General features: G+C 57.6%; 16 protein-coding genes. 7 read left to right on the forward strand and 9 right to left on the reverse strand.

Translation table 11 applies throughout. From position 1 onward, the window contains the following. Nucleotides 1–18 precede the first annotated feature (18 nt). The 3 genes from ABDK75_RS11070 to ABDK75_RS11080 all read left to right on the forward strand — a co-directional run bounded on the left by ABDK75_RS11070 (nt 19) and on the right by ABDK75_RS11080 (nt 2007). On the forward strand, nt 19–522 hold the full coding sequence (locus tag ABDK75_RS11070) for an ankyrin repeat domain-containing protein (RefSeq protein WP_046899923.1): 504 nt from the start codon (nt 19–21) through the stop codon (nt 520–522). Continuing rightward, on the forward strand, nt 519–1589 hold the full coding sequence (gene hisC / locus ABDK75_RS11075) for a histidinol-phosphate transaminase (protein ID WP_099210660.1): 1071 nt from the start codon (nt 519–521) through the stop codon (nt 1587–1589). The genes ABDK75_RS11070 and hisC overlap by 4 nt, the downstream gene beginning before the upstream one ends. Before the next feature lie 133 nt (nt 1590–1722). After that, nucleotides 1723–2007 carry a hypothetical protein gene (locus ABDK75_RS11080; RefSeq protein WP_046899925.1) on the forward strand — a complete coding sequence of 95 codons (285 nt, stop codon included), beginning with the start codon at nt 1723–1725 and terminating at the stop codon, nt 2005–2007. A gap of 25 nt (nt 2008–2032) precedes the next feature. Here the strand turns inward: ABDK75_RS11080 and ABDK75_RS11085 are convergent, their stop codons facing one another. Then, complete coding sequence (locus tag ABDK75_RS11085) at nt 2033–2824, reverse strand: glycosyltransferase (RefSeq protein WP_346005922.1); 792 nt, start codon at nt 2822–2824, stop codon at nt 2033–2035. Between the two features lie 196 nt (nt 2825–3020). Here ABDK75_RS11085 and ABDK75_RS11090 point away from each other — a divergent pair, with 196 nt between their 5' ends. The 3 genes from ABDK75_RS11090 to ABDK75_RS11100 all read left to right on the forward strand — a co-directional run bounded on the left by ABDK75_RS11090 (nt 3021) and on the right by ABDK75_RS11100 (nt 5267). Beyond that, nucleotides 3021–4268, forward strand: coding sequence for an aminopeptidase (locus ABDK75_RS11090; RefSeq protein WP_346005923.1), 1248 nt, complete (start codon nt 3021–3023; stop codon nt 4266–4268). Continuing rightward, nucleotides 4265–4777 (forward strand): hypothetical protein, encoded by a 513-nt coding sequence (locus ABDK75_RS11095; RefSeq protein WP_346005924.1) that lies wholly within the window; start codon nt 4265–4267, stop codon nt 4775–4777. Before ABDK75_RS11090 ends, ABDK75_RS11095 begins: the two co-directional genes overlap by 4 nt. A 73-nt stretch (nt 4778–4850) precedes the next feature. After that, nucleotides 4851–5267 carry a hypothetical protein gene (locus ABDK75_RS11100; protein WP_346005925.1) on the forward strand — a complete coding sequence of 139 codons (417 nt, stop codon included), beginning with the start codon at nt 4851–4853 and terminating at the stop codon, nt 5265–5267. On the opposite strand, the gene ABDK75_RS11105 is transcribed toward ABDK75_RS11100, so the two are convergent. After that, nucleotides 5259–5684 carry a flagellar export protein FliJ gene (locus ABDK75_RS11105; RefSeq protein WP_346005926.1) on the reverse strand — a complete coding sequence of 142 codons (426 nt, stop codon included), beginning with the start codon at nt 5682–5684 and terminating at the stop codon, nt 5259–5261. The genes ABDK75_RS11100 and ABDK75_RS11105 overlap by 9 nt on opposite strands. 20 nt (nt 5685–5704) lie before the next feature. After that, nucleotides 5705–7081: a flagellar protein export ATPase FliI gene (gene fliI, locus ABDK75_RS11110; protein ID WP_346005927.1), complete on the reverse strand. Its 1377-nt coding sequence runs from the start codon at nt 7079–7081 to the stop codon at nt 5705–5707. A gap of 153 nt (nt 7082–7234) precedes the next feature. Between fliI and ABDK75_RS11115 the strand changes: the two genes are divergently transcribed. Beyond that, entirely contained in the window at nt 7235–7975 is a 741-nt protein-coding gene (locus tag ABDK75_RS11115; protein WP_211511650.1) for a response regulator transcription factor, read from the forward strand. Between the two features lie 10 nt (nt 7976–7985). Here the strand turns inward: ABDK75_RS11115 and thiD are convergent, their stop codons facing one another. The 6 genes from thiD to pal all read right to left on the reverse strand — a co-directional run bounded on the left by thiD (nt 7986) and on the right by pal (nt 15076). Beyond that, nucleotides 7986–8795: a bifunctional hydroxymethylpyrimidine kinase/phosphomethylpyrimidine kinase gene (gene thiD / locus ABDK75_RS11120; protein WP_346005928.1), complete on the reverse strand. Its 810-nt coding sequence runs from the start codon at nt 8793–8795 to the stop codon at nt 7986–7988. 3 nt (nt 8796–8798) lie between these two features. Beyond that, complete coding sequence (glmM, locus tag ABDK75_RS11125) at nt 8799–10157, reverse strand: phosphoglucosamine mutase (protein ID WP_046899931.1); 1359 nt, start codon at nt 10155–10157, stop codon at nt 8799–8801. Nucleotides 10158–10259: 102 nt separating this feature from the next. Further along, nucleotides 10260–12164, reverse strand: coding sequence for an ATP-dependent zinc metalloprotease FtsH (gene ftsH / locus ABDK75_RS11130; RefSeq protein ID WP_346005929.1), 1905 nt, complete (start codon nt 12162–12164; stop codon nt 10260–10262). 167 nt (nt 12165–12331) lie between these two features. Further along, nucleotides 12332–13492, reverse strand: coding sequence for a tRNA lysidine(34) synthetase TilS (tilS, locus tag ABDK75_RS11135; protein ID WP_346005930.1), 1161 nt, complete (start codon nt 13490–13492; stop codon nt 12332–12334). Between the two features lie 61 nt (nt 13493–13553). After that, complete coding sequence (locus ABDK75_RS11140) at nt 13554–14441, reverse strand: tetratricopeptide repeat protein (protein ID WP_346005931.1); 888 nt, start codon at nt 14439–14441, stop codon at nt 13554–13556. Nucleotides 14442–14596: 155 nt separating this feature from the next. Continuing rightward, a complete protein-coding gene (gene pal / locus ABDK75_RS11145; RefSeq protein ID WP_046899934.1) occupies nt 14597–15076 on the reverse strand; it encodes a peptidoglycan-associated lipoprotein Pal in 480 nt (159 codons plus the stop codon). Nucleotides 15077–15223: the final 147 nt, after the last annotated feature.

The raw sequence follows: 15223 nt of genomic DNA on the forward strand, positions 1-15223 counted from the left end.
CCCCTTGTGGAAACCGTCATGAACGCACAGACCGTCAATTTTACGCCTGAACAGATCACTGCCCTGTTCATTGACGCCGCCCGTGAGGGTGACACGGACCTCCTGACCCAGTTCCTGGATGCAGGAATGGTCATCGATACACCTGACAGTCGCGGCTACACGGCCCTCATTGTCTCGACCTACAACGGGCATCTGGACGCCGCGCGGCTACTCCTCGCACGCGGGGCCAATACGGAATCCGTTGATCTGAAGGGGGCCACGGCCCTGTCCGGCGTCGCCTTCAAAGGCATGACGGACATTGCACAGGTCCTGATCGACAATGGGGCTCAGGTGGATCACGCAAATTTCTCAGGCCGGACGCCTCTGATGTTTGCCATCATGTTTGGCCGTACGGACATGGCACGGCTTCTTCTGTCTGCGGGCGCCAATCCGGATCATCGGGACGGCGACGGCGTTTCTGCCCGTGACCTCGCAGAGCGACAGGGTGTGACTGGCTTTTTCGATCAGGAAACAGGCGCATGAGCCGCTTCTGGAACAAACGCGTCCACGCTCTGGACCCTTACGTCCCTGGCGAACAACCTAAACTAACCAACCTGCTGAAGCTCAATACGAACGAGTCTCCGTATGGTCCGAGCCCGCGGGTGCTGGAGGCTATTCGAGAGACTGCAACGGACGACCTTCGCCTTTACCCGGACCCAACTGCGACGGTCCTGTGTGAAACCATCGCAAAGCGCTTCGGTGTCACAACAGACCGGGTTTTCGTTGGAAACGGCTCCGATGAAGTCTTGGCTCACGCGTTCCGTGCCCTCTTTCACGATGACGCACCGCTCTACTTCTCGGACGTCACTTACGGCTTCTATCCGGTCTATTGCAGCCTGTTTGAACAGCCCTTCAAGCAGTTCCCGCTAAACGACGACTACGAGATCGACATCAACGCTTATGATGGCCCCTGCGGTGGCGTTGTCGTCGCTAACCCCAACGCCAATACAGGTCTGGCCCTCTCGCTTGAACAGATCGAGACGCTTGCTCTTCGTCACCCGGACCGGACGGTCATCATCGACGAAGCATACGTAGATTTTGGTGCCGACTCGGCCATCGAGCTGACGAAGCGTCATGACAACCTTCTGGTCGTTCAGACACTGTCAAAATCCTATGCTCTGGCGGGGCTGCGCGTCGGTTTCGCCATTGGCTCACCGGAACTGATTGAAGGACTGATCCGCGTCAAGGACAGCTTCAACTCCTATCCGCTTTCACGCCCGGCGCAGGCAGGGGCCATCGCTGCCATCAAGGATACGGACTGGCTGGAAGAGATTACAGCCCGAGTGATTGCCAGCCGGAAAACACTTGTCCCTGAACTGGAAAATCTCGGCTTCCAAGTCCTTCCATCCTGTGCCAACTTCATTCTCATGCGCCACCCGGCGCATCCGGCCGGATCGGTTGCGAGCGCCCTGCGCGAACGTTCGATCCTGGTGCGGCATCTTTCAACCCCGCGTATCCAGAACTGGCTACGCGTCACGATCGGAACTGACGAGGCCTGCACACGCCTGATTGACGCCCTGCGGGCCATCATTCTCACAAACCGATCCTGAACCACAGTTGGGCGGACTGATCCGCCCTCACGATCATGACCTTTCAGAGGCTGCCCGGTGTGCATTCGCGCACCGTTCCGCATTCAGTGATGATGCGGAGGCCTCTGGCGTTTCGTGCTGAAAGACCAAGACCATGCGCGCATTCCACGGACAGATGTCCGACAATCAGCCTATCCGCCGTAACCAGGCAGAGAAGGAAAAGCAGCTTCGGGACCTCAAGGAAACACTTGCTTCCATGAAGTCTCACACATCCCCTGCTCTGAAAGAGAGCGTCCAGCGCCGTATCAAGGAACTGGAAACCGAACTCCGTGCCGCAGCCCGTGACAAGGCTACCCGCGCCGCCAACCCGAGCGCCCAACCGCAGGACCAGCAGCGTCAGCGCCGCGCGCCGCGCCGGAACACCATTCGCTCCATGTGAAATTGCGAACCGGGCAGCCGCAGCCTTACAGGCCTGCCCGGTTCCACGCCTCTCCCATGCACTGCAGACGAACGGGATGCATGCCGTCCGTTTCCGTCAGAACATAAAATGCTGAGTACTTTCCGGTAGGTTTGCCGGGCCGATTTTTCAGCCAGTTGAAAACACTTCGATCTGCCGTCATCCCGCCCTGATCCTGCGGAAGAGGCTGATTCCAGAGATCCAGAACCTCCGGAACTCTGGTCCGATCAATCATCAGACAATTCGGGTCTACAAACCCTCCAAAGGACTCGCGGAAGAGCCCCCCGCCCGGGCCCACAGATTCCCACTGATCTTCACAAACCGGCCTTAACGTTTTGGGATGTACAAACCATCGACCTGACCAGGCCCAGTCCTTTCCATCAATCGCTTCAAGAAGCGACGACAGATGATCTGGTGCCCACCAGTTGTCATCATCCAGATAAGCCACCCGACGCGCATTGGAGAGCTGGCTCAGGACACTCCGCAGCACGCCTCCATCACGTGCGCGGCCAAACCCTCCATGCCGCACAGACGTGGAATATCCGGGCCATAGCACGTCCACTGACCAGCCCTCCGGACGCGCCTGACAGGCACTCTCCAGCATCTCCTGCGCTCCATCTGGTGGCGTAGTATCCGCACCGATCATAATCTGCACGCGCAGGTCACCACTCTGGGCGAAGATCGACCGCAAAGCGTGAAATAATGAGGGCCTCAGCAGGCTGGGCATGACAACAGCGACATCAAAAGGCTGCTGGTCCGGCTGACCATCGTCAGCGAAAATATGAAGTCCAGGACGCATCCTGCAAGACTACGGCGTGCAGCACTCTCCGTCCATGCTGGTCATCTGGCACTTAATCACGTCCCAGCTCCAAGCCCCACACCAACCGCATTAAAACGGCGGCCCAACCACTTCAGACTGCACAGGGCATGCTCTTGCACTTCGGTCGTGCAGCCCCCACGATGAAAAACAGAATTCCACTGCGAAAGAGCAAGATGTGTCCGCTACTTCCCAATTTTCGCACGAGCAGCTTCTTGACCGCCTTGGCGAAGTCGCAGTTCGCGTCGGACTGAACATCAAGCCGGGGCAGCAGCTCCTCATTACAGCCCCGCTGGATGCCGTTCCGCTGGTCCGGCGCGTTACCGAACACGCCTACAAGGCTGGAGCATCACTCGTCACAACGCTGTACGCCGATGACGAGACGACACTCGCCCGTTATGTCCATGCCTCTGACGCCGCCTTCGATACAGCCCCGACCTGGCTTGCTGACGGTATTGCCCGCGCCTTCCGTGAGGGCGCGGCGCGCATGGCCATTACTGGTGCCAACCCAACCCTCCTTGCAGGCCAGGATCCAGAGCGGATTTCACGCGCAAACCGCGCCAACTCAGCAGCCAACCGCCCGGCGATGGAAATCATTACCCAGTTCGCAGTGAACTGGAACATCATCGCCTGCGCCACCCCGGCATGGGCCGCACAGGTCTTCCCCGATTTGGCTCCAGAAGATGCACTGACGGCGCTGTGGAACGGCATCTTCAAAGCTTCGCGCGTGGATGTCCCAGATCCGGTAGCAGACTGGAAGGCCCACAACGCCAGCCTGCATGCCCGTGCCAAATTCATGAACGACACACGCTTTGACGCCCTGCACTTCACCGGGCCCGGTACTGATCTTACGGTTGGCCTTGCAGATGGCCATGCCTGGGCTGGCGGATCGGAAGAGGCACTGAACGGCATTGTCTGCAATCCGAACATCCCGACCGAAGAAATCTTCACAACACCGCATCGCTCCCGTGTGAACGGCACCGTCTGCAGTACCAAGCCGCTATTCCATCAGGGTACCCTGATCGACGACATTTCCGTCCGTTTTGAAGATGGTCGCATCGTTGAAGCGCACGCGAGCAAGGGTGAAAACGTTCTCCATCGCATTCTGGACACCGATGAAGGCGCACGCCGGATTGGCGAGGTGGCTCTTGTGCCCCACTCGTCGCCAATTTCCGCAAGCGAAATCCTCTATCGAAATACCTTGTTCGATGAGAACGCATCCAGCCACATTGCGCTGGGCCAAGCCTACACCAAGTGCATGGTCGACATTGAAGGTCTGACGCCGGAACAGCTTCTGGAGCGTGGCGTTAATGACTCCCTGATCCATATCGACTGGATGATTGGCTCGGATAAAATCGATCTCGATGGGATCAAAAACGGCAGCCGCACGCCTCTGATGCGTTCCGGCGAATGGGTAAACGCATGACTTTGAACATCAAAACGCTCACAGCGCTCGCTCTCTTCGCCAGCGCGGCTCTTCCTTTTTCTGCTCACGCACAGGGCTACCCAAGCCAGACACAGGTTGATGGGCAGCAAGCCCAGCAGCCGGCGCAGGTTCCCCCGCAGTTCAAGGCCGACACAGAGCGCGCCATGCGCTACGCCCTGCCCGCAGACTTCATGCCACGTGCCACGAGCGCGATTGGGGAGCTCCAGGCCCGCAATATCCAGCCCCCCAACTCTCAGGGGCTTGGCTTGCAGGCAATGATCAGCCAGGCAGGTCAGGTTCCGGGTTTTGCTGCTGTGCTCTCATCCCATGGCTTTACGCCGGAAAGCTTCATCACGGGCATGACGACCTTTGGCATGACACTTGCCGTAAGCAACGGACAGGTTCCAGCAGGCATGCCGTCTCCCAACCCGAACAACGTTGCGCTCTTCAAAGCCCATCCGGATCATGTCAACGCCCTGATGCAGGCCATGGGCAACCCTCCCCACTAATTTTTACGGGCGTGCCCTGACTTTGTGCAGGGCGCGCCTTCTTTTCCCACCTTCTCACTGATAAAAAGCCGACATGTCTGTCGTGCTTGATCCTTCCACACTCCCTGCCGTCAACATTCTGGGGCTTGCCCAGTCTGGGGCTATTCTCCGTGCTGAACGGGAAACACCGCCCGATGGTGTTCCTGCGTTCATCACAAGAGAAGGATGGGACGAGCTTGTTGCCGCCCACGCCGCAGAACATGATAAGCCGCACACCATCGTTCTTCCGGCCCTCGAAAAAGCCGTAACGCGACTCTTGGCCCATGCCGCTCAGGCAGCGTCGGAAGAAGGCGGGACTGCTCCCGTCGTCAGCCTTGAAAGCGATCTTTTCCCGAGCGACCGGACGTTGATTCTCGCATTCGTCCGTGATGAAACGCACCCTGTTGCCTGCACACTTATTGGAACGGCACACCAACTCGCAGGCGTTTTACGCTCAGCAACGTCAGTATAGGGCCCTCTGACGCAGAGCCAGTTCGTCCAGAGCGGCTTGCTCCTTACGGAGAGCGAGATAATTCATCTCAAGCCGCTGCTTATCCTGCAGTTTCTCAACAGCTTTTAGAGCTGCCTGAGCCATTAGTAGAGCCGAACGAAGACAATCCCGATCAAGTGCTGCCTCCCGGCAAAGCTCATGTGCGTCAGCGATCGCACGCTGGCCAACGGGCAACCAGCGGCTGAATGCTTCTACTGCGTCGTCATCAGCCTGTGGATCTGACGCCAACCCCTGCTCCTGAATCAGGAGCAGATGGGCCTTGCTCAACACTGCTTCAGCAGCAGTCTCGCGCGCTACTGCTTCGCCAAACGCCTTCTCAACCACCTCGAGTTCATGGCGCCGCAGGCGCTTGAGCGTATCCAAGGGCATCTGCTTCATTTTACCTGCTCCCATCGTGTCTAGGCCTCGGCATTCATAATGCTGGAGAGCTGTTCAAACGCTTCCGCACAGTTAGACCGTTCGCTCTTGCCTTGAGAAAGAAACTCTTCAAGCCTGGGCATAAGCCGCACAGCCTCATCGACGTCCGGCTCTGTTCCAGCCTTGTATGCCCCCAGACGAATCATATCGGCCATCCGCTCATAGGTTGCCATGGTCGCCCGCGCCTGCTTCGTGAGCCTGTTTTCCTCATCTGAATTACATCCTGGTACGGCACGTGACAGAGACCGAAGAACGTCAATCGCGGGGTAACGCCCCTGCTCACCGATCCGCCGATCCAACACAATATGTCCGTCGAGAATTCCACGAACGGCGTCTGCAACCGGCTCGTTATGATCGTCACCCTCCACAAGCACAGTGAACAGAGCGGTAATCATACCTTCTCCCGGATAACCAGGCCCCGCGCGTTCCAGCAATCGCGGCAGTTCAGCAAAAACAGATGGGGGATAGCCACGCGTAGCAGGAGGTTCGCCAGCTGACAGACCGATCTCACGCAGGGCCATGCAATAACGGGTCACACTATCCATTAGCAAAAGTACGGATTTACCCTGATCACGAAAGTGCTCTGCAATCGCCATACCCGCAACGGCAGCATCCCGACGCATCAACGGCGGGGCATCTGATGTGGCAATGACCACCACACTCCGCGCCAGCCCCTCAGCCCCCAGATCGTCTTCAATGAATTCACGAACTTCACGGCCGCGCTCACCGACCAGTGCAATGACCGCCACATCGCAGTTGGCACCGCACGCCAGCATGGACAGCAGAGTGGATTTTCCGACACCAGACCCGGCAAACAATCCCAGCCTCTGACCACGCCGACAGGTTGTAAACGCATCGAGCGCCCGCACTCCCAAATCTATGCGCTCTCCAAGCCGTGCCCGCGTTGCAGCGTTTGGAGGTGCGGCACTGACAGGCTGTTGCTGGAATGCCGGCGCTAATAGCCCCTTCCCGTCGATCGGCATCCCGAGGGGGTCCACGACTCTTCCAAGCCAGCTCTCATTCACACCCAGACTGGCTGACTGACGCCCACTCAAAGAAATACGCGCTTCACATCCGGGCCCAATCCCTTCAAGGCTCCCAAAAGCCATGACCCGGGCGTGTGCATTATGAAACCCTACAACCTCAGACTGTATCGATACTCCAGAACGTGCCTTCACGTTAATTCTATCACCGATGGAAACGAGTCCCTCAAGGCCGTGAATGGTCATGCACAACCCCGTTACATCCCGAACAACTCCGGTTGCACCGTCAACCTGCACGGATGAGAGCTCTTCGAGAAGGCTCTTCAACCCGCCTTTTCCCTGGATTTTCTGAGGGTTTCCGAGGTGTGATGTCATCAAACAACCATAAGGAGCGCAACCTTAACAAACCCTGAACACGCACCCTTTAATGAAGCAATAATGAAAATTTTACGCTTTTTGATTTGTATCTATCGACAAACACAACTCTGGGTAGTAACCATTGCTTCACCAATCCGGGAGTTGAGAAACATGCGTATCCTTCTTGTCGATAGCGATCTTCAGGCCGCAGCCCATCTGTCTCAGACCCTTCGTACGGCTGCCTTCACCGTCGATCATACGTCCTCTGGCGAGGAAGCAATCGAGATGCTCCGGCATTACGATTATGATCTGATGGTGCTGGAACTGATGCTGAACGATATCGAAGGTTACGATGTGATCCGCCGTGTCCGCGCAGCCCGGATTACGACGCCCGTTCTCGTTCTCTCTGCACTTCTCCGTCCCCAGGCCAAAATCCGTGCCTTCTCGATGGGTGCCGATGACTACATGACAAAGCCTTATGACTCAGGCGAGCTTGTTGCCCGCCTTCAGGCCGTCATGCGTCGCTCTCGCGGCTTTTCCGAGCCTTGCCTGCGCATTGGCAATCTGGAACTGGATCTGAACGGGAAAAACGTCACTGTTGAGGGGAATGCCCTGCACCTGACGGGCAAGGAATATGCCATTCTGGAGCTTCTGGTTATTCGGAAAGGCTCTGTCCTGACCAAGGATGCTTTCCTGAATCATCTTTATGGCGGCATTGATGAGCCTGAGATGAAGATCATCGATGTCTTCATCTGCAAACTTCGCCGTAAGCTTCAGAAAGCAGGGGCCAGTAACCTCATCTCTACCGTCTGGGGACGTGGTTACATTCTGCGTGAAGAAACAGCAGCCGAGCCCCTGCCCGCGCCTGTCAGCTCAATGACCAGAACTGCATCTGAACTGACCGTCGCCTAAAGCGTACTTTTCAGGATTGGTACCAGTCCGGCCGGATCGTCACACCATGATTGACCGGCCCGTGACCAGCGCCATATCCCGGCGCATTTGAGAGCGCGAGCCGTAGATAGGCATGAGCCCGACGCACCGCCGCTTCAAGGTCCATGCCCTGTGCAATGCCCGTCGCAATGGCACTGGCAAGCGTACAACCCGTTCCATGAGTGTGACGCGTATAAATCCGCGTCGCGCGGTGTACGTACTCATCACCATTTGGGAAGACCAGAAGATCTTCGAGATCCTCTCCCGTCATATGCCCCCCCTTAAGCAGAACGGCCGCGGCTCCCCGCTTTTGCAGGATATGAGCTGCCCGACGCATTCCTGCCAGATCATGAATGACCTCACCCGTCATGACTTCTGCTTCGGGAATATTGGGAGTCACGACCAAGGCCCACGGCAAAAGACGGGTCATCACAGCGTCTACAGCATCGTCGGCTAGAAGAGCTGACCCGCTGGTGGACACCATGACCGGGTCAAGCACCAACGGGAGTTGCGGGTGGCATTCCAGTTCGTCAGCAACGGCATGAACAATGTCTGCCGTCGCCAGCATTCCGGTTTTGCAGCAATCTGCACCCAGATCATCAAGAACGACCTGCATCTGCTGCCGAACAAACGCGGGGGAAACAGCCTCCACCCCAAAGACGCCTAATGTATTCTGTGCCGTCAGAGCTGTAAGGGCGCTCATTCCAAAGCCGCCCAGAGCGGTAATGGTCTTCAGGTCGGCTTGAATCCCGGCCCCGCCACCCGAGTCACTTCCCGCAACTGTCAGAACCCGGCCACGCATACGTCAGGCCCCCGTAATTGCTCTGATCGCCTCACAGACATGATCCACGACCTGAAGAACCAGAGCGTCGTCTTCTGCTTCCGCCATCACGCGAATCAGAGGTTCGGTGCCACTGGCCCTCAGAACCAGACGACCGCGCCCGGCAAGACGTTCTTCCGCCCAGGCTTTGGCAGCAGCCAGCTCGGGACTGCTCAACGGATTAGCCCCTGAGTAGCGAACGTTTTTGAGAAGCTGCGGGAAAGGCTGGAAGACCTGACAGATCTCACTGGCAGGCTTCTTGGTCTCCACTGAAACAGCCAGAACCTGGAGGGCGGCAATCAGCCCATCTCCGGTCGTAGCGTAATCGGACAGGACCATGTGCCCGGACTGCTCCCCGCCCAGGTTCCCACCATTCTCACGCATGCGCTCAACGACGTAGCGATCCCCGACTGCCGTCCGCTGAAGCTCCAAACCATCTTCCGCAAGAGCCTTCTCCAGCCCCATATTGGACATGACCGTGGCCACGACCGTGTTGGTCCGCAGACGTCCATGCTGCTTCCAGAATCGGGCGATCAACCCAAGAATTTGGTCGCCATCAACCAGATTGCCATTCTCATCGGCAATCAGAACACGATCAGCATCTCCGTCCAGCGCAATGCCGAAGTCCGCGCCATGTTCCTTCACGGCAGCACAAAGCGTCTCTGGGTGGGTAGAGCCAACACCGTCATTGATGTTCAGGCCATCCGGTGAACAACCAATCTTGATAACTTCCGCACCCAGCTCCCAGAGAGCAGTTGGGGCCACGCGATATGCGGATCCATTTGCGCAATCGAGAACAATCTTCAGACCATCCAGACGCAGCCCGCGCGGGAAGGATGCCTTGGCATTCTCAATGTAGCGGCCAGCGGCATCGTTCAAACGAGAGGCACGCCCGATTTCTGCCGGCGAAGCCAAACGCTGAGACAGGTCTTGTCCCATCATGGCTTCAATCTCCCCTTCTACTTCGTCGGAGAGCTTGAAACCGTCTGGGCCAAACAGCTTGATGCCATTGTCGGTGAAGGGATTGTGAGAAGCTGAAATCATAACACCGAGGTCCGCCCGCAAAGACCGCGTCAGCATGGCAATCGCTGGCGTCGGAAGCGGACCGACAAGGATCACATCCATACCGGCGGACAGAAAGCCCGCAACAAGAGCACATTCAATCATATACCCGGACAGGCGTGTGTCCTTGCCCAGCACAACAGTGTGTCGACGGCTCTGACTGCGCATGAAATACAGGCCCGCGGCCTGTCCAAGCTTCTGGGAAACTTCCACCGTCATCGGAGCGGTGTTTGCAGTTCCCCTGATGCCGTCCGTCCCGAACAGAGCCCTCTTGCTGGCCATGGTTATGAAATCCTGCCTGTCTCGATAGATAAGAAAAAGGCGCGGCACCAGAGGGGAAATTCCCCTCCAATGACGCGCCTTGCGGTGCGGTTAACGGTTTGATTAGCCTGCCTGAGGAGCCGGATCAAACGCACCCGGACGTGTCGTCGGCACAGAGGCGCGGCGATTATCCGGCAATTGCTCGTCATCGGACGGGCGCTCGATCGCCTCTCCCCGCATGATCCGACCGACATCGTCTCCGGTCAGGGTCTCATACTCGAGCAGAGCCGCTGTCAGACGGTGCAGATCATCAATCCGCGTCAGAAGCAGATGATGCGCTTGCTGGTAAGCCGTATCGATCAGAGCCTTGATCTCTACGTCGATATCGCGCGCCGTCTGCTCAGACAGATTCTTGTTCTGTGTGACAGAGTGCCCCAGGAAGACTTCCTGTCCGTTATCGCCATAGGAAATCATGCCGAGCTTGTCGCTCATGCCCCATTCCGTAACCATTCGGCGAGCCAGATCGGTAGCGCTCTTGATATCACCCGACGCACCGGCACTGACTTCTTCCGGGCCAAAGATGATTTCTTCAGCAACACGGCCACCCATGGCAATCACCAGACGCGCCAGGCACCATTTCCGGCTGTAGGAAATGTTGTCTTTCTCAGGCAGCGTCGTCACCAGACCCAAAGCGCGCCCACGCGGCACAATCGTGGCCTTGTGAATGGGGTCACTACCCGGCGTAAAGATCGCACAGATGGCATGACCGGCCTCATGATAAGCCGTCGAGCGCTTTTCGTCTTCGGTCATGACCATGGACCGACGCTCTGCGCCCATCATGACCTTGTCCTTGGCCTCTTCGAACTGAGCCATTCCGACCGTGCGGCGTCCCTGACGGGCAGCCATCAGAGCAGCTTCGTTCACAAGGTTGGCCAGATCAGCACCAGAGAAGCCTGGCGTACCACGAGCAATCACTTTCGGGTCCACATCTGAAGACAGCGGTACTTTCTTCATGTGAACGCGCAGGATCTTTTCGCGACCAGCAACATCAGGGTTTGGCACAACGACCTGACGATCAAAACGCCCCGGACGCAGCAGAGCCGGATCCAGAACATCCGGACGGTTGGTTGCTGCAATCAGGATAACGCCCTCATTGCTCTCAAAGCCATCCATCTCGACGAGCATCTGGTTAAGGGTCTGCTCGCGCTCATCATTGCCGCCACCAAGACCGGCACCACGATGGCGGCCAACGGCGTCAATTTCATCGATGAAGATGATGCACGGAGCAGCCTTTTTGCCCTGCTCGAACATGTCACGCACACGGGATGCACCGACACCCACGAACATCTCCACGAAGTCCGAACCGGAAATCGTAAAGAACGGCACATTGGCTTCACCAGCAATCGCACGGGCCAGAAGCGTCTTACCCGTACCTGGAGGGCCGACCAGCAGGGCGCCCTTGGGGATCTTGCCACCCAGACGCGTAAACTTCTGCGGGTCTTTCAGGAATTCGACGATTTCCTCGAGCTCAGCCTTGGCTTCATCGATACCTGCCACATCGTCAAATGTGACGCGGCCCGTCTTTTCCGTCAGCAGACGAGCCTTGGACTTGCCAAAACCCATCGCACGGCCACCACCGGCCTGCATCTGGCGAAACACCATAAAGCACAGGCCAACAAGCAGAAGAACGGGAAGATAATTTCCCACATACCGCAGGATGGAGTTCTCACCGCTATCCATTGGCTTGGCTGTCACTTCAACACCCGCGCCGGTCAGACGAGCCGGAAGGCCCGGATCCATCGGTGCATAGGTTTCGAAGGAGGTACCGTTCGTCAGTGTTCCAGAAATATTCTGTTCCTGGATAACCACCGAGCGCACCTGGTGCTCGTCCACATCATGGACAAAATCGGAATAGGCGATCTGCTGGGCAGCATGCTGGCTTCCACCGGGCTGGAAGGCGGTCAGCACTGCCATTCCGACCATGATGATGACCACCCAGATCGCAACGTTACGGCCTAAATTGTTCATCTCGTTCTCTGTCGTCCTTCAGACTGTCCGTCAGATGCAGCGGGGCTTCATCATCTCAACAGGCCGACGTCATAGTCTGCGTTGACTTCATAACATAGGCGGTCCTGCCCATGATCCTACCCCACCAAGGGCAGGAAAACGCATTTCCACGCATTTTGGTACGCTTTTCACCCATTTACGCCGTTTTCGCCGGTAACTGGAACCCCGCCAGCCCAGACGAATGGAACCGTTCCGGCCCTTTCCAGAAAATCTGGCAACCCTATGACATAGCCGTCGCGCCAGAGAGCGGGGAGTGCCTGTAATGCTTCGACAGGAATTCCCAATCGTCTGGCATCAAGACCCTGCGCCCCACTTCCAAGAGCTCCAATAAGAGTTCCTTCAGGCACATCCTCTTGCAGGCATCGCCAGCGCCCATCCCAGAGAGGCTGCCCGGCAGCACAGACAGATGCCTCTACAGATCGCATTTCTCTGACAAAGATAACGCCGTCCCCAAATCGCCCTGCTGTCCGCATGATCACGCCCCCGAGTGAGCCTCGTCCCTGCTTTATGAGTGACAGGACTTTCTCACGCGATGGGCGATAACGACTGCCAGAGACCAACCGTACCAGAGCAGACACGCTGTCCTCGCAAACGCCGTTTTTTCTTAAGAAAACCCAACCCGCAGGATGCCATACGGCCTCATTCGCCAATAAGTCAGCTAGACTAGCATCTCTTACCGCGCGGTTCAGCACAGCGCCCGCTTGCCACTCGCGAGCTTGAGTCCGCTCGCTCTGCGTCAGATCCTGGCGCCATCGCACCCGTTCAAATCGACGGTTCTGATTGGAAGGATCTTCGACCCAACTCAGGCCGACAGCCCGCAGCGTCCCTCTCAGGCGTTCGGGATGACAGGCCAACAACGGCCGAACAATCCTGATCCGCCCCCGAATGGCAGATGCAGCAATCCCGGCCAAACCAGCTTGTCCGCTTCCTGCACCATGCCGCATCGAGACGGTTTCATCCTGGTCATGAAGATGGTGCGCAACCAGAAGGTCCAGGCACCCTGCGTCGACACATGCCCGTTCCAGAGCATCAAATCTCGCATCCCGGGCTCGCTCCTGAAGCCGCCCCTTTGGAAATGGCGCCAGAGTTAATACCCGGGCTTCCACGCCCATCTCGGACAGCCTTTGAGCCGTTAGTCTCGCTTCTGCTGCGGACTCGGGACGCAAGGCATGGTCAACAATGAAGGCGAGAACATGCTGACGCCAACGCCGTGCAAGCCATGCCAGCGCCAGAGAATCTGCGCCTCCGGAAACTGCAAGCCCAACCGGCGCGATTGGCGCATCAGGCAACCAAGGCCCCAAAGACTCCATCCAGGCAGAAAACTCCGCCACCTGGATGGGATTATTTACATCAGTGACAGGCTGCACGCCCACGGAACGTCGCTGCTGCCGATTTGACGCGAGGCGTCTGTGTCGGGAATTCGGTCTTCAGCTTATCAAGTGCCTGACAGGCCGAGTTCTTATCGCCCATAGCCAGCAGAGAAGCCGCAACACCCAGGAGGGAGTCCTGTGCTTTCGGCGTTTTCGGAGCTTTATTGTAGGCGTCGTAATAGGCGACCGCAGACTCACGATACTGCTTCTGCCCCGCAAGGGACTGAGCCAGCAGGAACTGAGAATCCATTTTACCCGAAGCGCTTTTGGCGGTCTTCACGGCAAAGCGTGCATTCGTTTCAGCATCTTCATACTTGCCAGCCTTGAGAGCAGCATTGCCGACCTTCAAAGCTTCAAGAGCCGTTTTGGGGGCCTCATCAGAAGACGCAGGCGCCGTCTCTGCCGCTTTAGACGTGGCCACAGTAGCACCGGCGGCGGCAGGAGCAGACGCTCCACCTCCACCGCCGCCATTCTGGGAGGCGAACTGCATATCAGAAATCTGCTTGGACAGATTGGCCTGCGTTTCCTTCTGCGCATTGCTGAGCTGATCCAGCTCACCCCGCATCTGACGATTCTGCTCTTCAAGCGCAGCAACACGCTCAAGAAGCTGGGCGGTCATGTTGCCATCAGCTCCCGAAGAGGAGGAACCACGCGATGACGACGAACTGGGCGCAGGCAACGGCCCGCTGTTCTGGATCTGCGAAAGCTGCTGCCGCAATGAGGCAATTTCATCCTGAAGGGCAATCGCCTCGCGGGAGGAAATACCCCCACCATCTGACGCGTCCTGAGCCATGACTGGCAGGACAGGACAAAGCACAGAAAGCGCCGTTCCGAGCATGACGGCACGGAGGGGACGGGACAGGGCCATGCAAGATCTCCTGAAACATGTTCGACGCCCGGCCTGAGCGCCCTCTCGCAATCACCGGCGAGTTCGGCTGATGAACAGTCTTAAAACAGAAACGGCCGGGGGATAAACTCCCCCGGCCGTTCAAACTGTCAGTCCGTCAGACGGATGACCTGGGTTCAGCGAACCGAGGTGATCGCGTTACGGTTCTGAGCCCATGAGGCTTCATCGTCACCGTCAGCCGTCGGACGATCCTTGCCGTAGGAAATCGTCGTGATGCGGGAAGCGCTCACGCCCTTGGCAACGAGGTAGTCACGAGCAGCATTCGCACGACGCTGGCCGAGAGCAATGTTGTATTCTTCGGTGCCGCGATCATCGCAGTTACCAGCGATCTGAACGCTGACCTGCGGGTACTTCGCAAGCCATGCAACCTGCTTGTCCAGCGTTGCACGAGCTTCTTCAGAAAGCTGGGATACATTCAGCTCGTAGAAGATACGGTCGCCAACATTGGCAACCAGGTCAGCTTCGCTGCCCGGCGTCGGGCCGGCTTCCTGCGTGGCTGCGCCAGCACCGGTGCTGTTGCCCGTATCGGTTTTGCCGTCGGAGCAGGCTGCGAGAACAAGCGCCAGACCAAGCGCACCAAACACCTTGAACTTCATGTGTCTCAACCCTGAGAACGGTTCCGTATCAGAAACCGAAATGCGGCATATTGCCGCGTTGTTCCGGACCACACACCCTTCCACTCAGGAACGCTCAAGAATCCTTTACGAACTCTCTGCGAACCACTGGAAAAGCACTGGCCACTA

The sequence above is a fragment of the Gluconobacter sp. OJA genome (assembly GCF_039638325.1).
Taxonomy (GTDB): Bacteria; Pseudomonadota; Alphaproteobacteria; order Acetobacterales; family Acetobacteraceae; genus Gluconobacter; species Gluconobacter cerinus.